We start from the raw sequence: 22,441 nt of genomic DNA, 5'->3' as shown, positions 1-22,441 counted from the left end.
AAATATTTAACCAAAGGAGGTACTTTAGTGGCATCGAAATTTGGCGTTTTAACACTGGGTGACGCCATGATCACGTTAAATCCTGCGGAAAAGGGGCCTTTGCGCTTTGTGACTCATTTTGAACGCAAGGTCGGAGGGGCTGAACTGAATTTTGCCATTGGTTGTGCGCGGCTCGGCATGCGCTCGAAGTGGGTAAGCCGTTTAGGCGAGGATGAGTTCGGGCGTGTGATTTATAATTTCGCACGCGGGGAAGGGGTGGATATGAGTGACGTTGCTTATGTGCAAGGTTATCCAACATCCCTGAATTTCAAAGAAATTCGGGAGGATGGCTCCGGCAAGACTTTTTATTATCGGCAACAGTCGCCTATTTTAACTCTGCAGCCGGAAGATATCACAGATCGGATGTTTGAAGATATCGATCTTGTGCATCTCAGTGGTGTATTTCTGGCTATTCACCCGAAAAACGTAGAGATTGCCAAGAGAGTTATGGACATCGCTAAAGCGAAAGATATCCCGGTTTCATTCGATCCGAATATTCGCTTGAAGCTGTGGAGTATGGAGGAAGCGAGGCCTGTCTATTCAGCAGTTTTCCCATTCGTCGACATTTTGTTAACAGGGCTAGATGAAATACGTTTGATAAGCGGATGTGATTCTGAAGCATCATTGGCGGAATTTGCAAGCGTCAACACTATCGATCAGCTGGTGATTAAGGACGGTGCCAACGGCTCCAAGCTGTACACCAATGGTGTCTGGCATACGAAAGAGGCTTTTCCGGTGACCGCGGTAGACACCGTTGGGGCGGGCGATGGCTTCGATGCTGGGTACATATACGGGCATTTGCATGGTTTATCCAGTGCGGACAAGCTGTCCTTTGCAAACGCTGTAGGGGCTCTTGTCACAACTGTGTCAGGGGATAATGAGGGCTTGCCATATTTGGAAGAAGTATGGCCGTTCATACACCGCCAGGCTGTTATCGAAAGATAGGGGGGCGAAGAGCGATGGCTACCATCAATCAAGTGATCGAGGAAGTGGCTGGTGTCCTGCATAACTGCAAGATGCAAGAGTATGACAATCTTGTTGATTTGCTGAGGCAGGATGTGAGATTTTTTTTCACAGGCGAGGGGCGGTCGGGTCTCGTAGCAAAAATGATCGCGATGAGATTGATGCACAGCGGTAAGCGCGTGTTCGTGACTGGGGAAACAACGACACCATCGATCCGAAAAGGTGATGCTTTGATTGTCATTACGGGCTCGGGCAGCACTCCTTCCATTGTGCATGTGTGCAAATCCGCATCGCAGCAGGACGCTTATGTGTTTGCTGTGACCACCAATGCCGAATTGTACAAGGAGTCCTGGTGCGACGGCATTTTGCACGTACCGGCAGCAACAAAACAGCGCGCACACAATGAGCCGCCTACCATACAGCCCCTCGGCAATCAGTTTGACCAATCCGTTCATCTCTTATTAGACGCTGCTATCATAGATAGTTTATCAGAAGGACACACCCACGAGTCGTTGAGGACACAACATACTAACTTAGAGTGAGGAATGAGACAATGCCAACAGTAACGATACAAGCCGAAGAAGCTAAGAGATTAGTGGTTAAGAAGCTGGCAGAAGCGGGTTTAAGTGAAGGGCATGCTGGTAAAATCGCGGATGTTTTGATCCATGCAGACCTGAGAAATGTCAATTCCCATGGAGTACTGCGAACAGAGCATTATATAAACCGCTTACAGGCCGGCGGCATCAATCCGGATCCGCAGATTTCTTTTCAATTGACCGGACCAGTAAGCGGCGTAGTGGACGGGGATGATGGATTCGGGCATGTCATCGGGGAAGTAGCCATGGATCATGCAATCGAGCTGGCCCGCAGCAATGGAGTGGGCATGGTCACGGTTTGCAACAGCAGCCATTGCGGTGCGCTAAGTTATTTCGTGCAAAAAGCAGCGGATGCGAAGCTAATCGGAATTGCAATGTCACACACCGATAAAATCGTGGTCCCTTTTGGGGGAAGAACATCGTTCCTCGGCACGAATCCAATTGCTTATGGCGTACCTGCCAAAACAAAGAAACCGTTTATCCTGGACATGGCGACATCCAATGTAGCATTGGGCAAAATCCTGCAGGCACGTGAAGAAGGAAAGGCAATCCCGGCTGGCTGGGGAGTTGATGAAAACGGTGCTTCCACCACAGATCCGAACAAAGTCGTATCGCTTTCCACTTTCGGAGGGCCTAAAGGCTACGGATTATCGGTGATTGTTGATGTATTTTCCGGGCTGTTGGCTGGAGCGGCGTTCGGGCCGCATATTGCGAAAATGTACGATGATCTTGATAAGAAACGCAAGCTTGGCCACTATTTCTGCGCAATTAATCCTGCGTTCTTCACTGATACAGACCGGTTTTTGGAACAAATGGATCAGATGATGGAGGAGCTGCAGCAAGTGCCTCCAGCACCCGGGTTTGACCGGGTATATGTACCGGGCGAGATTGAACAAATGCATGAAGAGAGAAACCGTGAACAAGGTATAACGATAGCTTCAAGTGTGTACGAATTTCTTACGAACTAAGTGCTATGAATGAAAGCGGATCCAGTCCCATGTTACATGCGCTGGTTTTGCAATCGGGCAGGGGGTATACGTATTGGATAAACATTTCATTATTCAACAAATCACGGAGAGCAAGATCGTAGCTGTTATTAGAGGACAAGACGGGGCGGAGGCCGCGGAACTGTCCAAAGCGGCTTTGGAAGGTGGCATACGGGCAATCGAATTGACATACACCACACCACACATTGAAGAAGCTTTCAAAGAATTACGGCATACCGATGCACTCTTAGGTGCAGGCTCTGTATTGGATTCAGAAACTGCGCGGCATGCGATTCTGGCTGGTGCCAAATTTATAGTGAGTTCACATTTCGTCGAAGACGTCGCTGCTCTGTGCAATCGCTATGGGATTCCGTATATGCCGGGATGCATGACAATCCGAGAAATGGCCATGGCACTCGAAGCAGGTTGTGATGTACTCAAATTATTTCCGGCAAACCACTTTGAGCCCTCTTTCATCAAATCGGTGAATGGTCCACTGCCGAACGTCCGGATCATGCCAACAGGCGGAGTGAATTTGGACAACCTGAAATCATGGCTCCAGGCAGGTGCGGTGGCAGCCGGTATTGGTAGTGACTTGAACAAGGCCTACCAGCAGGGCGGCTATCAAGCGGTAGTTGAGCTGAGTAAAAAATACATGCAAAAAAGTGCAGACTGATAGCGTACCGAGTTAAGGGCCTTCAAACGCCGGGCCCTTTACTTACGTAAGGTGATGTATTTGGGAATGTGCTTTCGGTATAATGTGATTGTAAAGTCCCTTTTTCCAAATGGTGGTAGCCAGTTGGAACGAAATCATTAGACAGGAATGAATAAAATGAGAGCTATTACAATCACTGATGTGGCCAAACACGCCAACGTATCGAAAAGCACAGTTTCCCAGTATTTGAACAAGCGCTACGAATACATGAGTGAAAACACCAGAAAAAAAATTGAGGCGACAATTCGAGAGTTGAACTACCAGCCTAATATTATAGCACGGAGTTTAAAGCAGAAGTCCACGTTTACGGTTGGCGTAGTAGTGGCCAATATACTTCACACGTTTTCAACACAAGTTACCCGTGCAATCGAAAACTATTTTTACGAACACGGGTTTCATATTATAGTATGCAATGCAGACGATGATCCTGAGAAGGAAAAGAATTACATCGAAATGCTGCGGGCAAAACAGGTGGATGGCATCATTATTTTTCCTACGGGGGACAATCTCGATTTATATCAGCGTATGAAGCGTGATCAATTTCCGATTGTATTCATGGACCGAACGATAGAGGATTTAAATATCGCAACAGTAATGCTTGATAATCACCTTGCGGCAAAGTTAGCGATTGATGAGTTCGTGGCCAGAGGTTATCAAGATATCGCAATTATCACTACTTCCATCAGCCGAAATATTAGTCCACGCGTCGAACGGATTCAAGGATACAAAGCTGCCCTTCAGTCACATGGCTTACCAGTCCGCCCGCATTATATTAAAACAGCCGATGTAGCAGAAATCCCGCACGCGATGTCAGAGATGCTTGGATTACAGCAGCCCCCACACGCCATACTGGCGGGAAATGATATCGTGCTGAATGAAGTTTTGCGCTACATAAAAACGCGTGATTTGAGAATTCCGCACGATGTGGCTGTCGTGGGCATTGACGACGTCCCGTTTGCTAATTTCTATACACCGGAGATAACAACGGTCAAACAGCCAGCGATAGAGATGGCGAGCCAAGCGGCAGAATTGTTACTTAATCAGATCAATAGTACCGGTGAAGCGGACACGAGCGTGCATCGTTTTCAGCCCACTTTGCTGCTGAGAAACTCCTGCTAGATTTCCAGACATGAAGAAAGCGCTTTTATCGCTCCGGTTTACCGGGAAAGGTTCTGCATCAGCTTTTGAAAAGGTTTTCTACCTGTTGTAATCGTTTTCTATATCTGCTGCACTCATTACACTTATAGGAGGATTTTATGTTCTCACAAGGCAGAGGGATGGTCATTCTTTTTTTATTCTTAGCAGGTGTAATCAATTATTTGGACCGTTCAGCGTTGTCCATTGCAGCTCCTTTCATTCAAGGTGATTTATCCTTGTCCGCCACGGAGATGGGGATTATTTTCAGCAGTTTTTCTGTCGGTTATGCTCTGTTCAACTTTCTTGGCGGTATGGCGTCCGATAAATATGGTGCTAAATTGACACTGTTTGTTGCGATGATCGTTTGGTCTATATTCAGCGGCGCACTTGTGCTGGCTGTTGGGTTTGTCAGTATGATTGTCATTCGTGTTTTGTTTGGAATGGGCGAAGGTCCACTCTCGTCAACGATCAATAAAATGGTAAACAACTGGTTTCCTCCGAATCAACAGGCGTCTGTTGTCGGCTTAACGAACAGCGGAACACCGCTTGGGGGTGCTATTGCAGGACCAATCGTAGGCTTTATCGCGATTTCGTACGGATGGAGAATTTCATTTATTGCAATCATGATCATTGGTCTCGTATGGGCGGTATGCTGGTGGAAGCTTGTCAAAGAAAAACCGGCGGCGGCAGCGGATCAGGTAAAGGTGGCAAAATCAAATGCAGCAGCGGCAGAAAGGCCGCCATTCACCTTCTATTTAAAACAAAAAACCGTATTATTTACGGCGTTTGCGTTTTTCGCTTACAATTACATCTTGTTCTTTTTCTTGACATGGTTCCCGAGTTACTTGGTTGATGCGCGCGGCTTGAGTGTGGAAGAAATGAGTATCATCACCGTTATTCCGTGGATTTTTGGTTTTGTCGGTCTCGCTTTGGGCGGCTTCGTGTCGGACCTTTTCTTTAAAAAGTTTGCTCAAAAAGGAGTTCTGTTCTCACGTAAGCTCGTGCTCGTGACCTGTCTGTTCTTATCTGCAGTTTGTATCGGCTTTGCCGGCCTGGTGTCGACTACCGCCAGCGCGGTCATACTTGTCGCGCTTTCCGTGTTCTTCTTATATTTGACCGGTGCCATTTACTGGGCAATTATTAACGATGTCGTGGACTCAAATAATGTAGGGTCAGTCGGTGGATTCATGCATCTTTTAGCGAATACAGCTGGTATTATCGGACCAACGTTAACCGGTTACATTGTGGATACATCAGGTACTTACACCGTAGCCTTCTTGCTTGCAGGAGGACTAGCTGTTGTTGCATCGTTGGCAGTAATCCGCTTTGTTCGCCCGATTGTAACAAGGCGTGATACCGTGCCAGCCGCTCAGTATGACCAGATGGGCTGACCGTTCGCCAAGAGTTTGAAGCGATAACGTTCGCCGGTGGCGCATGAATTACTCATGCGCCATTTTCGTGCCGTATTTTGTCTAACCGTGCCAAAAAATGACTTGCAATCGTTTGCAGACTGCGATATACTTGTCCGAGAATTGATCCGAAACGTTTTGGACGCAAAAGGAGTACATAGATGACGACCATTAAAGACATCGCCCGTGTGGCGGGTGTATCCGTAACCACTGTCTCGCGGGCGCTGAATGGGTATCACGATGTCAATGAGCAGACTCGTCAGAAGATCGTGCGAGTGGCAAAAGACCTCAACTACAGTCCGAATACTCTGGCGAGGGGGCTGGTGCTCAACAAATCCAAAACGATCGGCCTGCTGGTTTCGGGTCTTAACCGGCAAAGCGCCAAAGATCATTTTACGTTCGAGGTGCTGTCCGGAATCAACGAGTGCGTGTCAGAGCAGGACTACGATCTAGTGCTGTTTAATACCAACACAAGTAAGCAGAGGGAGAAGACGTATTCCCAATTGTGCCGTGAACGACGCGTGGACGGGGTGATTCTCTCGGGCATCAAGACGGACGACCCTTACCTGCACGAAGTTGTCGCAAGCAGCATTCCGTGCATCCTCATTGATATTCCGATTCAATCCGATTCCGTCGGGTACGTGACCACGGACAACGTGCTCGGTGCCAAACAGGCTGTGGAACACTTGATGCAGCTCGGCCATCGGAATATCGCTATGGTCAACGGGCACGGTCAGGCATTCGTCAGCCAGCACAGGCTGGACGGTTTCAAGCAGGGGCTTGCGGCCGGCGGCCGGCCGTACAACCCGGACTGGGTGGTTAATGGTTTCTTCGATGAAGACATTGCACGGGTAGAGGCGGAAAGGCTGTTAACCCGTTATCCCGAAATTACCGCTGTGTTTTGCGCGAGTGACCTCATGGCCCTCGGGGTACTCAAAGCAGCGAATAATCTCGGCATCGTTGTTCCGAAAAGATTGTCGGTGGTAGGCTACGACGACATACTGCTGGCGTCTTATGCGAGTCCGCCGCTCACCACAATAGCGCAGGATAAGTTTCAGTTAGGTTATGAGGCGGCGAAGTTATTAATCCGGATGCTCGAGGGTCAGGACAATTCGCGCGCCGTACTGCTGGAAACAGAGCTTATAACAAGACAATCCACGACCGGAAACCACGTGTAGGCGGTTTTCGATTGCCAAAATCCGAAACGTTTCGGACAAACCATGGGAGGAACCTAGCAATGGATTATAGAGTGATTAAAGAGAACGATCTGTTTCTGCTCACCGATTCGAAAGGCAACATCCCGGCGGACCATCCGTACGGGCTTGGCCTGTACACCAAGGACACCCGTTTTCTCAGCCGTATGGATCTTCGAATTAACGGCATTGAGCCGATTTTGCTTTCCTCCGATGCCGCTGAGAATTACATGGCCAAGATCGTTCTAACTAATGCGCACATGGAATTGGAAGGCGAGCTCGTGCTCTGGCGGGAGTCCATAGAAATTGAACGCACGCGCTTTATTTATGACGATGTACTGTATGAAAGCGTGCAAATGACGAACTATTATCCAAAACCGGTACAGTTCGAAATGAGCATACATATGGACGTGGATTTTGCCGATATGTTCGCTGTACGCGGCTTTCAGACGGCAGAACTGGGCAAGAGAACGGGTCAAACCCTCGGCGCACGGTCGATCACGTACCACTACGCAGGGGCGGATGAAGTGAAGCGGGCCACAGTGATCAACTGGGATAAGCCGCACAGCTCAGCTTCTGAAGACGGTGACGTAGCATTCCAAGTGGCATTGGCTCATGGCGAGTCGTATAAGGTAACTTTCCGCATCCAGCCGCACATAGGTGAGATGGAGCCGCGACAGCTGTTGGAGCCGGACGACGCTGTAGTGAGACTCCAGCGCTCTTACGACGAATGGCAGCAGCACATTACTGCCGTGCAAACGGATCATGGGCAGCTGCAGCAGCTGGTAGAGCGCGGTCTGAAAGACTTGAAGGTGCTGCTGACCAATCTGGGACATGGCTCGTTCCCGGTAGCCGGTCTCCCGTGGTTCGGCGTGCCATTCGGCAGAGACAGCTTGATCGCCGCTCTGCAAATGCTCCCGTTCAATCCGGCGGTGGCTAAGGGCACGCTTCGCACCATGGCTGCCAAACAAGGGCAGGCGGTCGATGCGTGGCGGGACGAGCAGCCGGGGAAAATTATGCATGAAATCCGTTTTGGCGAGATGGCGGGCACAAACCAGGTGCCATTTACGCCGTACTACGGCACCATCGATGCAACGCCTTTGTTCCTCATTGTGATGGCAGAGTATGTGAGATGGAGCGGTGACACGGCGCTCGCGCTGGAACTGCTGCCGAACATCGAACGTGCGCTGCAGTGGATTGATGAGTACGGAGACAGGGACGGAGATCTATTCGTAGAGTACCATCAGGAATCCAGTAAAGGCATCGCCAACCAGGGGTGGAAGGATTCCGGGGATTCCATCGTGCACCGTAATGGCGAATACGCGGTGACGCCGATCGCTTTGAGTGAGGTTCAGGGCTATGTGTACCAGGCTAAAATGGGCATTGCCGAACTGTATCAAGAAGTTGGCTTCAAGGACCGTGCAGAGAGGCTGCGTTCAGAAGCACAAGCATTGAAAGCAAAATTTGACGAGGCATTTTGGATGGAAGAGCACCGGTTTTATGCAATTGCTTTGGACGAAAATAAACGGCAGGTCGGCACCATCACCTCCAATCCGGGACATCTGTTATTGTCCGGCATGCTGGATGAGGATAGAGCGGACGCTGTGGCGGATTGCCTGCTCTCGCCCCAAATGTTCTCCGGCTACGGAATCCGTACCATGGGAGCGGGTGAGGCGGGGTACAACCCGATGAGCTACCACGATGGCAGCATATGGCCGCATGATAACAGCATGATTATTCTTGGCCTGAGCAAATACGGCCGGCAAGCCCAGGCAAACACCGTTATTGCCGGGCTGATCGACGCGGCCGACCATTTTGAATACGAGCGGCTGCCGGAACTGTTCTGCGGCTATGACAAAGCACGCGGGAGAGCGGTGCCGTATCCGGTTGCGTGTTCGCCGCAGGCATGGGCCGCAGGCACGCCGCTGGTGTTCGTGCAGTCGCTGCTCGGATTGTTTGCCGACAGCTTGCACAAGCGAATTCAGCTGTCGCCGACGCTGCTCGACGGGATGAATGTGCTGCAAGTAGACAACATCGCGATCGGAGGAGGTCGTTTATCCGTGCGGGTTGAGCGTGCCGACGGTGAAATCCGCTGGTCCGTGCCGCAAAACACAACGGGATTTGAGATTGTAACTGCGTAAAAACAATAATAGGGTGAAAGGGGAGCATGCCGCATGAGAACAGCCAGACGGGTCACAGCCCTCACCTTAACTGCCGCGATGGCCGCCGGATTGTTGTCCGGCTGCGGCGGGACAACAGCCGGAACGGATGGCAAGACTCAAATCACGCTGGCGAGTTGGGGATCCACACCGGATGAGACGCAGCTGCTGAAGCAGGTGCTGCAGGATTTTGAACACGCGCATCCTGACATTAAAGTCAAGCATGAAGTGATCGCCGAGCAGTATATGGACGTGATGAAAACGCGTTTAATCGGCGGTAAAGGACCCGATGTTTTTTATCTCGATGCGATTGAAGCGCCCGGACTGATGGAAACAGGCGTGCTGGAGCCGCTTGACTCATATGTAACGCAAGAGTTCGATACCGGGGATTTTGAGAAGCCGATGCTGGAAGCATTCCGATGGGAGGGTCGAACATACGGATTTCCTAAGGGCTATTCCACGCTAGCATTGATTTACAACAAAAAAATGCTGCAGGAAGCCGGTGTCGCAGTCCCTCAAACATGGGAAGAACTGCGTGCAGCCTCGAAAAAGTTGACTAACTCCGCGGCTGGAGACACCGTGTACGGCTTCGGTCAAAACCCCGAACTCGCCCGTACTTACTACATCGGTCAATCATTGGGCGGGCAAGTGGTAAAGGATGGCCGAGCCAATTTCACCGATCCCGCAGTGCTGCAAGGCCTGCAGCTGTATGTCGATCAGCATCTTATAGATAAAACAGCGGCACAGCCGAGCGACGTCGGCGCCGGTTGGACCGGCGAGATGCTGGGGCAGGGGAAAGCGGCGATGGTGATCGAAGGGAACTGGGCTATCCCGTTTCTAAGGAGCACCTTTCCCGATATCGACTTCGGCACTGCAGAGGTGCCAACGATCAATGGCAAAAAAGGGACCATGGCGTTTACTGTCGGATACGTGATCAACGCTGCTTCCAAAGAGAAACAAGCCTCTTGGAAGCTTATATCTTATCTGACGGGCCGCAAGGGGATGACGGATTGGACCAGCAAAGGCTTCGAGCTGCCAACCCGGAAATCGGTTGCCAAAGCACTCGGCTATGACAAAGATACGCTGCTGGGTCCGTTGGTCGCCGGAGCGCCGTACGCTACAGTCTGGGCCGAGGGGCCGACGCTGCCGACCATTTTTAACAATTTCAACAACCAATTTGTCAGCGCTTATATCGGCCAGCGTCCGCTGAAAGAAGCGATGCAAGACGCCCAGGAGCAAGCGAACGAAGAAATCGAATTCCAGTTGTTTGACGAGTAGATATGAAAGGGAGGCTCGGACGGATGGCACGTAACACTTCCAAGAGAGCGGTTAAAGAGGCTATGCAGGGCTATGTGTTTCTGCTCCCTACCTTGTTTGTGTTGTTAACTTTCATTATCGCGCCGATCGGTTATGCTATTTTTCTCGCATTCCAGAAAGTACAGCTGCTTGGAACCGCCAGCTCGGATTTTATCGGTATCCAAAACTTCGCGCGCGTCGCAGTCGATAACAGAGCCCATATCGCTATCTGGAATACGTTAAAATATGTGGCGATCGTTGTTCCGATTCAGACGCTGCTTGCTATGGTCCTCGCCGCCGTGCTCAATGCCGGTGTAAGAGGGCAGAAAATATTCAGGATCATCTACTTTTTGCCGACGCTTACCTCGTCTGCGGTGCTTACTTTGATTTTCATGTGGATGTTCAACCAGAATGGTCTGATCAACGAGATGTTCGCAGCGCTCGGCCTGCCTAGATACAACTGGATTGGGGACCCGCGGGTGGCTCTCAACGCCATCATGGGCATGAACATATGGTCATCGGCTCCTTTTTACATGGTCATCTACTTGGCGGCATTGCAGGATATTCCTGATTCCGTGTATGAGGCGGCTGACCTTGACGGAGCAAATGCGTTTCGTAAATTTTGGAATATTACCGTGCCGAGCTTGAGGCCTGTCACTTCGTTTGTCGTTATTATGGGCCTGATCGGTACGTTCCAGCTGTTTGACCAGTCGTATATTTTCTCCGCAGGCTCCGGCGGACCTAACAACTCGACGCTAACTGTCGTTCTGCTGATATATCAGTATGCGTTCAAAAATCTGGGTACGATGGGGTATGCAGCAGCTTTGGCGATGACGCTCGCAGCCATCATACTGGTCGCCACACTGATTCAGCGCAAGTTTTCAAAAGAAGAGGCTTTGCACTAAGGAGGAGCGCACGGTGAACCAACGTATAGGTTTAGGCAAAGTTGTGTTGTATTTGATTCTTCTCGTTTATGCGGTTGTGACTCTCATTCCGTTTTTCTGGGCGTTGTCGTCTTCGTTCAAGCCGTTAAAGGAAATTGTAAGCGGAAATATCAGCCTGCTGCCTCAAGAATTTACATTGAGCAATTACACAATGATCTTCACTCAGCAGCCGCTGTTCGCCCGCTGGCTTCTGAACAGCTTGATTATTGGAGTTGTCGTAACCGGTCTGAACCTGCTGTTCAATTCAATGGCAGGATACGCGCTGGCCCGGCTGAATTTCCCCGGCAGAAACGTACTGTTTGCGGTAATCTTGGCCGTGCTGATGATTCCCGCGCAGGTGACCATGATCCCCAATTTTCTCATTCTGAAAGGGTTCGGCTGGCTGGATACATATCAGGGCATGATTGTGCCGTCCATGATCAGTGCCACTTATATTTTTATGATGAGGCAGTTTTTCATCAGCTTTCCCAAAGAGCTGGAAGAAGCGGCGGAAATCGACGGCTTGGGCCGGTTCGGGGCGTTCTTCCGGATCGTGCTGCCTCTGGCCCGTCCGGCGATGGCGGCGCAGGTGATATTCGTTTTCATGGCTTCGTGGAATGACTTTATGAAACCGCTGATCGTGATGTCGAGTCCCGAGATGTTCACGCTGCCGCTCGGTCTGAACACATTCAAAGGCCAATACATCAGCTACTGGAACTATATTATGGCCGCTTCCATGGTGTTCACGCTGCCGGTGCTGCTGATCTACGCATTTTTTAATCGTTATTTTATCAAGGGAATTACGTTTACCGGCGGGAAATGAGTGGCAGTGGCGGTTGACACTTTGCTGTCACTTGCTTGCCAGAAAAAGAACAGTGGTTGGGCATAAGCCCAACCACTTTTTCTTGTTTGCACCCTCAGCTCCGCCGTTAATCCGCCCGGGAGGCTTTTATGAAGCGCCCGACAAATCCGCCGCCGCTAACCATCTCTATTGTCAGCGTTGCACTCGAGTCAACGGTCTCGTTCTCCAGAACGACCGCGCCTGAATTTTCTTCATTGTCCCGCACAAACACGGCCTCGTACTGTTCGCCAGGCTGCAAGAACGAGAGAGGCACCCGTATTGTCCTGGCCGGCCCCGAGCTCATGATTGCCAGCATCCACATGTCGCCGCTCCGCCGCGCAAAAATCGACAGATCGCCGATTCTCGAATCCGGCAGCACGATGGTTTCATCCCATACCGGCTGGATGCTTTTGATCACATCGACTGCGGGGTTATCGAGCACGCTCTGCGGATGAGCGGCAATAGTGAGCATAGGGCTATGGAACGTGGCCAAGCATGCAATTTGATGTGCCCATGAAGAATCACGCCGGCGTTCGGTGAAGATCATGGTCGTGTAATCCGCAGGCCCCGCCAGGTAACGGGTGAACGGCAGAATCGTTTCATGACGCGCACGCAGCTGCAATCCGCTCGATTCCATCCCGCGCACACCCTCATACAGCATCGCATTAGGCCAAGTCCGCAGCCTGCCGGTCGGTTTGTTCGAGCCGTGGAAGTCGAGCACCAGCTGGTACTCTGCGGCCTTTCTGAGCAGCTGCTCATAAAGATCGATGTTTTCCTTGGCTTCATGGTCGAAAAAGTCGATCTTCGCGCCGGCCACGCCAAGGCGGTGCAGCCGTGTGAAGAACGCATCCTGAGCTTCATCGGTACGCAGGTCCTTGCTGTGCCGCCAGAACAGCACGCGCACTCCCTGTTCGTCAGAGTAATTCACAAATTCCCGGATCTGTTCGTCCGTCCAGCCATAGGCAAAGCCTTCGAGAATGTGATATTTCGCGCCCAGTTCCCCGCCCATACGCGAGAAATATTTCATCCACTCCAATTGGCTGACGTCCCCCCGCGGCCGGTAATTGCGGTCCACATAGTCCCACACCGCAAGGCCAGGCTCCACCCATGACGTCTTTATGCTTTGGGGAAACAACTGCGGATCTGCCGGCGGGCACAGGCTGGGCAGAATGTCGCTGTTAACCAGCATGTTGAGGTCGCGCGCAGCCAAAACCACACGCCATGGCGTAGTGATCGTGCCCGTCACCGGCGCCGGTGAGGCCAGACGCTTCGCTTCCTCGCGCCCATATCGGAGCTCGTAAGGATAGTTGATCGGATGGCGGTGGCCCAGTCCGATGATCCAGCTTCGACGGCCGCTGCTTTCGAGCGCCATGCCGCTGTAATCGACCAGATTCGCCTCAGTGATCGAGCCGTACCCGGCATTATCCGGCAATTGGAATGTGAGCGGCGGACCTCCCCACTGCCCTGCCTTCACTTCGGACACGTCCTGCTGTGCATACTCTGCTTCATAGTGGCCGTCTAGGCCGTGGTACCAGACCGTGGAGCCCGCCGGGATGATGAATTCCGAGTACTCGTCCGGCACGCGCACCGCATTCTCGTCTCCGGGAATGATGTGGCGGTAGGCCACGCCGTCATTGAACACCCGTACCTCCAACACGTACGGTATCATACTGAGATCATGGGTAAGAGAGATTTTTGCTCCGTTACAATGATTGACTGCTGTGCTGTGTGCACCGTGCCATGGGTAAGTTTCACTAACGTGGAAGAGCTCCAGGTCATCGAATACGACCCCGGACGACAGGTGATAGTTGTCCATCTGCATGTCAATGGGGGACGGCTCAATCACGGTGGTGTTATCCATCGTAACCTGGTAAGTCAAACGTTCCGGATTGTCGCTCCCCAGTGTGAACTGCACTCTGCCGTCAGGGCTTACAACCTTGATTTGCTGTCGCGGCAGAACCCTTTGCGTACGTCTGGTGGGCTGCGGTGGCGTGGCGGTCGCTTGCACGGTTTGTCCAATTCCTGTTTCCATCGACTTAACCTCCTAAAAGATGAATTGAGCGCGGTGAGGTCCATTCGTTGGCGTGCAGGGCTCCTGATGACTTGTACAGACCCCTATTTTTATATTACTGTCAAAATTCTCAATAAAGAACCGTGTGATAGTAATTTTTTCGAAGAGGAAAATTCACGGTGGCGCCGCCTAAACCTAAAAATAATTATAAAAAATATAAAAATAATACATAGTTTATATCCTAATATTTACCTACAATGTATGTATACGCTTTCAAATTCCAAAAAGGAGCTGGTATGATGGCGAACCAAATGAGAAAGGCAATGTCGGCATTTATTGTTTCGGTGATGCTGCTTTCATCTGCGCCGACCGCGTTAGGAGCCGATGCATGGGCAGCAGCAGGCGGCGGCGAAGGCGGCGGGAGCTGGAGCAGCCTTGAACGAGACGGCGGCGGCTGGGGCGGCGATGGTCGAGACGAGCGCGGCGGTGAAGGGGGCGAGGATCGCGACGGACGCGATGGTGAAGATGGCGGCTGGGGCGACGATGGTCGCGACGGGAGCGGCGGTGAAGGTGGCGAAGATCGCGAAGGACGCGATGGTGCAGCTGGCGGCTGGGGCGACGACGATCGCGACGGTAACAAGGACGGCCACGACGACGGTGACCGGGAAGAGCATGACGGCCGCGGCGGCGATGGCCGAGACGACGATGACGACCATCGCGGCGGGTACGGGGTGCCGGACAAGCTGTCGATTGTCCCCTCGGAGCAAGGTGTCAACATAGGTGAAATCTCACGCAGCTCAATTAATCTCACATCAGGCGATACATACATCTACACGGTCGACACAGCTGAAGGTGAAGGCCGTACCACACTTGCGATCAACACAGTGGACGAGCTGCTCAAGCAAATTGCTTCAAAGACCGGGACGGAGCAAACCTATGCAGTGAAGAGTGCGGACGGGACGACAAAAGAAATGGCTGATCCGATAGCACAGGGTGACGTTTTGACTGTCACTGCAGGGCGACAGTCCCATGATTACAAAATCAACGTGGTAAAAGGCGCAATCAGAGGAAAGATACAGCTGATTGATGACACAATCACTACCAACACTCCGTCTGACGTGGTTCTGAACTTTTTTGCAGGGATGAGAAGTCCGGCCACAGAGGTTGTCATTAAGGTGCCGAAAGACATCGACGCCACGATGGAGAACACAACAGTCAATGTCATCGGCCGAGGCGAAGTGAAGCTGTCAGGACTCGCGACACAATCGATCGGCCGCGTCGGAGCCGGATACCGATTCCAACAAGTCGGTACGGTGGCAATTGATAACCAAAAAGATGGCAGCCAAATCATCACCTTTAAGGGGTTGGATTTACGACCGGCCAATGGTGCGGATCTGCAGATTACCTTCAAGGGTGTGACATTGCACAGAGGCAGCCATCGATTTGAAGCCTCCTACAAAACATCGGAACCGGAGGTGTTAACAAGCCCTTGGAGCAGCGCGAGATTAAATGCAGTAGACACAATCAGCAATTTTCACAGAATATTGGATAAGCGCCTGACTTATAAGGAAACAAGTGACACATATACGAAGGCGAAGTTCAGTTGGACTGCCGCCAAGGATGCGGATTCGATCAAACTACTGCAATCCACCGACAAGGGTGTGACATGGAAAAAAAGCGACGTTAAGGTTGATCCGAGAACAGAAACAGTAGAAGCTGCTAACCTGACGCCGGATACCGAGTACTACTTTAAGCTTGCCGTTGATGGCGGGAAAAATAAGGGAGATTCTAACATCGCGAAATTTTACACCGGTAAATACAATGCCAAGCTGATGGGCGCCAAGGGTGACGGTCAGGCGGATGACACGGAAGCTATTAACAAAGCTATTTTGTATCTGAATTCTTTGGGCGGAGGCACGCTGCTGTTTGAAAACGGCACTTTCAATGTGCGGACGGTCCATCTGCAAAGCAATGTGTACCTTTATATCCATAAGGACGCTACAATTGCTGCTTTGAAAGGCGGGGACGCTCCGGAGACAACTTATTTCTCGGACAAAGGGTATCGCTCCGGCACATCTGCAACGGACCCAGGCCCGTACAGAGATCCCGAGAACTACTTGACCAAGCAAGATGTCGGCCATCATTACTTCCGAAACAGCATGTTTTTTGGTGAAAGATTAGATAACATCAAGATTATCGGAAATGGCAGAATCACAGGCAACGGCAATCTGGTAACCGGTGACAGTGTGATGAACAACCCGCCGGACAATCGCACTGACAAGATGGTTACAGTGAAACTCAGCACCAACTTTGAATTTGGCGGTTTGGATAACGGACTTGACCTGTGGTATGAAGAAACAGATTCACCTACGACTGACGAACCATATTATATTAAGAGCATTGACCCGGATGGCAAAAATGAAGTGCGGCAAACAGACATCAGCAATATGCTCAAAGTGGACCGGGCAGGCCATTTTGCTTTGCTTGCAACCGGCACGGATCACATCAACACGCATGATTTCTATTACGACAAAGGTCCAGGCGGCGGCGCCCGGGATGTGTTCGACTACATGCAGAGCAGCTATGTGACAGCCAAAAACATTTATGCCAAAGGTGTTTCCGATGATATTGTGAAGCCCGGCAGTGATTCTTCCTTAGGCTTCACCAGACCTGCGACGACTTATTACGTGCGCAACATTATAGGTGATACGAACTGTAATCTCTTCCAAATCGGCAGTGAAACGGTCGATGATATCAAGAACATATATGTGGATAATATCTATGTATTGGCGGGGAATAAAGCGGGATTTTCTATATCCACGAATGATGGCGGTCACATCGAAAATATTTACTTGAATTATGGTCAGACAGGGTCAATACACCATAGATCCGAAATGCGGCGCACGCGTGCACCTTTCTTTATCTCTATTTCAAATAGGGGACGTGTGATCGGCGGCGAGGCTAAGAGAATGAAGTTTGTCGAGAACGGCCGGGAGCGGGATGAGCTCTTAAGCACCAATGTAAACATCGGACGGGTGAGAAACATTTTCATCAAAGATGTTAACATCGAAGAAGTTTATCAAGGCAGCCAATATGGTGATCCCTCCAAAAGATGGGTGCCATATACAAACCAGCAGAAGGCGACGCCCATCATTGCCGGTTACAAAGTAGGCGAGGGCGGACCGACACTGCCGGACGGACGCAGCACCGGTTATATTGAGAATCTCCACTTTGAAAATGTTGATGTATTGGTAAAAGGCGGAAATACCTTTGCCGATTCGGAGATCAGTCCTCCGGAATTAGGTGTAGGCAAATATAACGTAGGCGACCTCGGGGTGCAGCCATCTTACGGCTTTTGGGCGCGGCATGTGGATGGTTTGACCTTCAAAAATGTGAATACAAGCTTTGAGCGAAATGATGATAGATATGCGATCGTGCTGGATGATGTGAAGAATGCTGCGATCGACACCATGAAAATGATCAAAGGGACGGGTAATCCCAACGTTTTGCAATTAAAGAATACAAGTAATATAACTGTGAAGAATTCTGCTTTCTACCAGGCCACATGGGGCAACGAGCTGACTTCTCTCGCCGATTTGAACAATGTCACTGTGACAGGCAAACAGACGTATCCGAACCCTATGGTGCAAGACCCGCGCAATACGGGGATACGGCCAAAACCTGGTAACTCGAATGTGACGAACGTAGATATACCGGCAGGCACGGTTACCGTCACTGCAGGTACCACTGCAGTTCATGTCAAGGGGCAAATCGATTCCACGGATGGCACGGTGCAGACTTACTCCGTTACGGATGCGACGTACGCGGAGAAGCATGAGGGCCTGCTTATGCGGGGAGACATACTTGTTGTCACTGCGCAAGACGGGGTGACAAAGAAAAATTACAGCGTCATCGTGCCTGATGACGTCTTACTTGAAGGAGAGGCGCTGGTCGGCGCGAACGCAGTGACAAAAAGTTCTTCTGCAATAACGCTCACGACTTCCTCGACGAATAATATCAGCTATCTTCAGGCGAACGGGGTCGCTTCCGGAGAGTGGATTGAATTCGGCGTGCCTATACAGTCGACGGGCATTTACAAGGTCTCTTACCGGTACAAGACGCAGACATCAGGCAGAGCCACAGTGCAGGCTTATGTCGATGGTGCGGCTAAAGGTGCGGCGGTGAATCAGAATAGTACGACCGCAAATGAATTTGTTGAGGTTGATCTCGGCGAGGCAGCATTCGATGCAGCGGGCAGCTATCCGATGAAATTCGCCGCCACCAGCGCGGGTTCAATCGTCATTGACTACGTGAAGCTAGTCAAGACAAACTAGCCAACGCCAGTGAGCGACGCGGGAATAGAATAGCTGCAATGCGGACGGCTCGTGTTTATTCAGCACTGTTGTCCACCCATGTTTAAGGCAATGACAAAAACCCGCCAGCACGCGCTGGCGGGATTTCTATATTTGGGTCGCGTGGCCGCCGGCCTACAGTTCACAACATATTCACCTTATGTTAAGATTAATAGTTGCTGTACACCACGGAGCATCCCGACAGCCATCTTTTTTCGGTAAAGGAGTACCTACTATGTCAGACTTTAAGGCTTATTATGCGTTTGTGAAACCGTATTGGAAGTTGGTTTTGGTCACGGTTTTAATAGGGATGGTGAAGTTTGCAATACCTATGACTCTACCTCTCATTATGAAATATGTAGTGGATGAATTGTTACTTGGTACCCTGCCATCCGATGTGAAGCTGCAGAAATTACTTTACGTGATGCTGCTGGCATTTGTGTTGTTTGTGGTAGTACGGGCACCTGTAGAGTATTTCAGGCAATATTTTGCCCAATTAATTACGAGCCGCATTTTGTACGATCTGAGAAACCGGTTGTATGAGCACATTCAGAAGCTGTCTTTGCGATATTACCACAACCACAAAACGGGGGAAGTGATTTCCCGAGTTATCAATGATGCAGACCAAACAAAAAATATAGTGGAAACCGGGATGATGAATATCTGGCTGGACTTATTTACTCTGTCCATTGCCATCGCGTTCATGTTTTCCATGGATATCGAAATGACCTTTGTGGCGATCGCCGTCCTGCCGTTTTACGCCTTCTCCGTGAAAAAGCTATACAAAAGATTGAAGGCTTTTGCCAAAGCAAGGTCGCAAGCGCTCGCCGAGATGCAAGGGCATTTACTGGAGCGGGTGAACGGCATGTCGGTGATAAAAAGCTTCACGCTGGAGCAAGTGGAAAAAGAAAGATTTGACGCAAAAAACCGGTCATTTCTACAAAAGGCATTGGCGTTGACCAAATGGAACGCATTAACTAACGGAATTATCAATACTTTGACGGACATTGCGCCTCTGTTGGTGCTATCATACGGTGGTTATCAGGTGATTCAGGGCGATCTCACGGTGGGTGCATTTGTCGCCTTCTTCGCCTACTTGGATCGTGTGTACACGCCGCTTCGTCGTCTGGTCAACTCTTCAACGGAACTGACGCAGGCAAGCGCCTCGCTGGAACGAGTTGTGGAGCTTATGAACGAGCCGTATGATATCGTCGAGTCTACGCAGGCTAAAGCACTTCAACATGTGAATGGAAAAATTGAGTTCGAAGATGTGTGCTTTCGGTATGAGCGCTCTGCTGATTGGGTGCTAAACCATATCAACTTAACTATCCGGCCGGGGGAGACGATAGCGCTGGTCGGGATGAGCGGCGGGGGGAAATCGTCCTTAATCAGTTTAATTCCACGCTTTTACGATATACAGCAGGGCAAAATACTATTGAATGATATTGATATCAAGGATATTTCAATCAACAGTCTACGACGCCAAATCGGTATGGTTTTGCAGGACAATATTTTGTTCAGCGGCTCAGTTCGCGCCAATATTCTTTTTGGTAAGCCTGACGCTTCGGAGGAAGAAATCGTTCGCGCCGCTCGTGCAGCTAATGCCCATGATTTCATTGTTAGCTTACCTAACGGGTATGACACGGAAATCGGGGAAAGGGGGGTTAAGCTCTCCGGGGGTCAAAAGCAAAGGATTGCGATAGCCAGAGTATTTCTCAAAGACCCCCGCATTTTGGTTCTCGATGAAGCGACCTCAGCCCTTGATTTAGAGTCGGAGCACTTAATCCAAGAGTCCCTGCATAAGCTTGCAAAAGATAGAACTACACTGATCGTCGCACACCGATTGTCAACGATTACGCACGCTGACCAGATTGTGCTGATCGAGCATGGAGAAATCAAGGAACAAGGAACTCACGAGCAATTGATGCGCATGGGCGGGGCGTACGCCCGATTGTTTAATGTGCAACATTTTGACCAGATCGCCGTGTCGGTTAAACAGTGAGTTGGCGGGAGGACGTCGGACATGTCAAATGAGAGCCAGAAGCAGATTATATATCTCATATCCGGTCCATTGGGAGTCGGGAAATCCACTACGTCGAAAGAGCTCGCACAAAGGGTGAGGCAATGCGTGCTCATAGAGGGCGATAATATATTGCATATGTTTCAGGGTGAATCACAACCTGCGTGGGACGAACGCTTACGTCTAACATGGGAGAACATCCGTGCTCTGACGAGGAATTTTATGCAGCATGGCTTGAATGTCGTGATAGACTTCGTAGTTGAGGATGAACTGGACTGGTTTTGTGAACAAATATCCGATCTGAATGTGGCATTGAAATATGTTGTATTACACGCGGACAAGGCAACGATCGCCCAACGTCTGACTAGGCGGGGGGATATCCAGATGTTAGAACGTTCTTTATTTTTACTGCACAAGATGGAAAGGGACCCATCCAATCGGCCGTTCCTCTATGACAGCACTACAAAACAAACCGGCGAGATCGTAGCAGATATCATCAATGGCAGCCGATTTACAGTGGTGCAAAAAGAAGGCAGCCCACCGTGATGGTGAGGCTGCCTGAAATTCATTTATTGTTGCTCTTATTGCTCATAGATTGTAATGCAGCCCGATAGTCCTCGTCGTTCATTTCGACTTTCTTTGTCGGGGCAGCGTTGCGTGGGGAACTGCTTTTAAACCTCTCAAGTGCCTCACGGTAAGCTGCGTCATGCAGGGCGCGCTTGGCCTGGCGATGGGCCTGGCGAAAAGCTGCACCGTTGACGCGGCTGTCTGCTTGGCGACTGGCCTCACCATACTGTGGATCATGTACACCGTGTTCCGCGTGGCGATCAGCATCGCCGTAGGCTGCGCCGTTTACGCCACGGTCTGTTTGGCGATCGACCTCACCTCGAGCGTGGTCGTGTACGCCGCGCTGCACTTGGCGATCGACCTCACCTAAAGCGTGGTCGTGTACGCCGTGCTCGACTTGGCGATTGACCTCAGCGTAAGCTTCGTCATTTATGCGACGGCCGGCTGCGTGATGGGCCTCATCATAAGCGTCGCCATTTTCGTTCGACACAGCTGCCGAGTCGGCTTGCCGCGAATCGGGGTTCGCTTCGTCCATTTCCCATAAGCGCTCCAATTCATCATATGGATGCTCCTCTTCGTTTTGCCGCCTGGCAGAGGACGAGCTCGTACGAACGTTCATGATCACCAGTGCCACGAGGACGATTACAGCAATGACGATACATAATATAACAGTGATCATCTGATCATCCCCTTATTTTGCCTGGGCGAAAGATTTTGTTACCTCCGCCACCCGTTTCCCTAATGCTTCGCCTAATGCCAAACCTTGCTCAGAGATCAACTCCGAGCTATCTACGGGACAAGTGATGCCCACGCCATAGTAAGAGCCATACAGCGCGTTCTCAGGTATATTGCCTGGCAAGCCGACAATGATCATCCCCTGGTGAAGCATAGGGGTGATGAGGTTAAGCAGCGTTGTTTCTACACCTCCATGCGTGGTTGCCGTGGTACAGAACACCGCACCAACTTTATTCACCAGCTGTCCGTTGGCCCATAAATAACCGAGCCTATCGATCCATGCTTTTAACCCTGAGCTGATCGTGCCGAAATGACCGGGGCATCCCCATATAATGGCATCCATCTCAGCCAGCTTATATATATCCGCCTCATCCACATGGTCGATATAGACTTCGGCTCCATCCGCGCTTTCAGCGCCCGCTGCGACGGCATGAGCCAACGCTTTGGTATGTTGTCCTTCACTATCGTACACAACGTAAATTTTCATAGATGAACGTTC

Annotated in this window: 17 protein-coding genes; 14 read left to right on the top strand and 3 right to left on the bottom strand. The window is 50.7% G+C overall.

Going from position 1 to position 22,441, the window contains the following annotated elements:
• Positions 1-27: 27 nt before the first annotated feature.
• The 11 genes from CBW46_RS10655 (at position 28) to CBW46_RS10605 (ending at position 12,239) form a co-directional block, all read left to right on the top strand.
• Positions 28-984 carry a sugar kinase gene (locus tag CBW46_RS10655; protein ID WP_089199983.1) on the top strand — a complete coding sequence of 319 codons (957 nt, stop codon included), beginning with the start codon at positions 28-30 and terminating at the stop codon, positions 982-984.
• A gap of 14 nt (positions 985-998) precedes the next feature.
• Positions 999-1,544, top strand: coding sequence for a 6-phospho-3-hexuloisomerase (hxlB, locus tag CBW46_RS10650; protein WP_089199982.1), 546 nt, complete (start codon positions 999-1,001; stop codon positions 1,542-1,544).
• An 11-nt stretch (positions 1,545-1,555) separates the two neighbouring features.
• Positions 1,556-2,566 carry an ureidoglycolate dehydrogenase gene (allD, locus tag CBW46_RS10645; RefSeq protein ID WP_089199981.1) on the top strand — a complete coding sequence of 337 codons (1,011 nt, stop codon included), beginning with the start codon at positions 1,556-1,558 and terminating at the stop codon, positions 2,564-2,566.
• A gap of 73 nt (positions 2,567-2,639) precedes the next feature.
• On the top strand, positions 2,640-3,260 hold the full coding sequence (locus CBW46_RS10640) for a bifunctional 2-keto-4-hydroxyglutarate aldolase/2-keto-3-deoxy-6-phosphogluconate aldolase (RefSeq protein ID WP_089199980.1): 621 nt from the start codon (positions 2,640-2,642) through the stop codon (positions 3,258-3,260).
• Between the two features lie 156 nt (positions 3,261-3,416).
• Positions 3,417-4,418: a substrate-binding domain-containing protein gene (locus CBW46_RS10635; RefSeq protein WP_089199979.1), complete on the top strand. Its 1,002-nt coding sequence runs from the start codon at positions 3,417-3,419 to the stop codon at positions 4,416-4,418.
• A gap of 137 nt (positions 4,419-4,555) precedes the next feature.
• Positions 4,556-5,827, top strand: coding sequence for an MFS transporter (locus tag CBW46_RS10630; RefSeq protein WP_089199978.1), 1,272 nt, complete (start codon positions 4,556-4,558; stop codon positions 5,825-5,827).
• Positions 5,828-6,006: 179 nt separating this feature from the next.
• Entirely contained in the window at positions 6,007-7,023 is a 1,017-nt protein-coding gene (locus CBW46_RS10625) for a LacI family DNA-binding transcriptional regulator (protein WP_089199977.1), read from the top strand.
• Positions 7,024-7,082: 59 nt separating this feature from the next.
• Positions 7,083-9,179, top strand: a complete 2,097-nt coding sequence (locus CBW46_RS10620; RefSeq protein ID WP_089199976.1) for an amylo-alpha-1,6-glucosidase — start codon at positions 7,083-7,085, stop codon at positions 9,177-9,179.
• A 33-nt stretch (positions 9,180-9,212) separates the two neighbouring features.
• Entirely contained in the window at positions 9,213-10,475 is a 1,263-nt protein-coding gene (locus tag CBW46_RS10615; protein ID WP_089199975.1) for an ABC transporter substrate-binding protein, read from the top strand.
• 23 nt (positions 10,476-10,498) lie between these two features.
• Complete coding sequence (locus CBW46_RS10610) at positions 10,499-11,398, top strand: carbohydrate ABC transporter permease (RefSeq protein WP_089199974.1); 900 nt, start codon at positions 10,499-10,501, stop codon at positions 11,396-11,398.
• Positions 11,399-11,411: 13 nt separating this feature from the next.
• The gene (locus CBW46_RS10605; RefSeq protein WP_089199973.1) at positions 11,412-12,239 is read left to right on the top strand and encodes a carbohydrate ABC transporter permease; all 828 of its coding nucleotides are present in this window, start codon (positions 11,412-11,414) and stop codon (positions 12,237-12,239) included.
• Between the two features lie 106 nt (positions 12,240-12,345).
• On the opposite strand, the gene CBW46_RS10600 is transcribed toward CBW46_RS10605, so the two are convergent.
• Positions 12,346-14,289, bottom strand: coding sequence for a glycoside hydrolase family 97 protein (locus CBW46_RS10600; RefSeq protein ID WP_089199972.1), 1,944 nt, complete (start codon positions 14,287-14,289; stop codon positions 12,346-12,348).
• Between the two features lie 275 nt (positions 14,290-14,564).
• Between CBW46_RS10600 and CBW46_RS10595 the strand changes: the two genes are divergently transcribed.
• The 3 genes from CBW46_RS10595 to CBW46_RS10585 all read left to right on the top strand — a co-directional run bounded on the left by CBW46_RS10595 (position 14,565) and on the right by CBW46_RS10585 (position 21,186).
• Positions 14,565-18,602 carry a carbohydrate-binding domain-containing protein gene (locus CBW46_RS10595; protein ID WP_165842265.1) on the top strand — a complete coding sequence of 1,346 codons (4,038 nt, stop codon included), beginning with the start codon at positions 14,565-14,567 and terminating at the stop codon, positions 18,600-18,602.
• Positions 18,603-18,855: 253 nt separating this feature from the next.
• On the top strand, positions 18,856-20,622 hold the full coding sequence (locus CBW46_RS10590) for an ABC transporter ATP-binding protein (RefSeq protein WP_089199970.1): 1,767 nt from the start codon (positions 18,856-18,858) through the stop codon (positions 20,620-20,622).
• 21 nt (positions 20,623-20,643) lie between these two features.
• Positions 20,644-21,186 (top strand): P-loop nucleotide/nucleoside kinase family protein, encoded by a 543-nt coding sequence (locus tag CBW46_RS10585; protein ID WP_089199969.1) that lies wholly within the window; start codon positions 20,644-20,646, stop codon positions 21,184-21,186.
• Positions 21,187-21,205: 19 nt separating this feature from the next.
• Here CBW46_RS10585 and CBW46_RS10580 read toward each other — a convergent pair whose 3' ends face one another.
• Positions 21,206-21,886 carry a hypothetical protein gene (locus tag CBW46_RS10580; RefSeq protein ID WP_089199968.1) on the bottom strand — a complete coding sequence of 227 codons (681 nt, stop codon included), beginning with the start codon at positions 21,884-21,886 and terminating at the stop codon, positions 21,206-21,208.
• A 12-nt stretch (positions 21,887-21,898) separates the two neighbouring features.
• Positions 21,899-22,429: an NAD(P)H-dependent oxidoreductase gene (locus CBW46_RS10575; RefSeq protein WP_089199967.1), complete on the bottom strand. Its 531-nt coding sequence runs from the start codon at positions 22,427-22,429 to the stop codon at positions 21,899-21,901.
• Between the last annotated feature and the right edge of the window lie 12 nt (positions 22,430-22,441).

Origin of the sequence: Paenibacillus xerothermodurans (genome assembly GCF_002220865.2) — a bacterium.
Taxonomy (GTDB): Bacteria; Bacillota; Bacilli; order Paenibacillales; family NBRC-103111; genus Paenibacillus_S; species Paenibacillus_S xerothermodurans.
The sequence above is the reverse complement of the archived record's forward strand: the minus strand, read 5'-3'. Positions and strand labels throughout refer to the sequence as shown.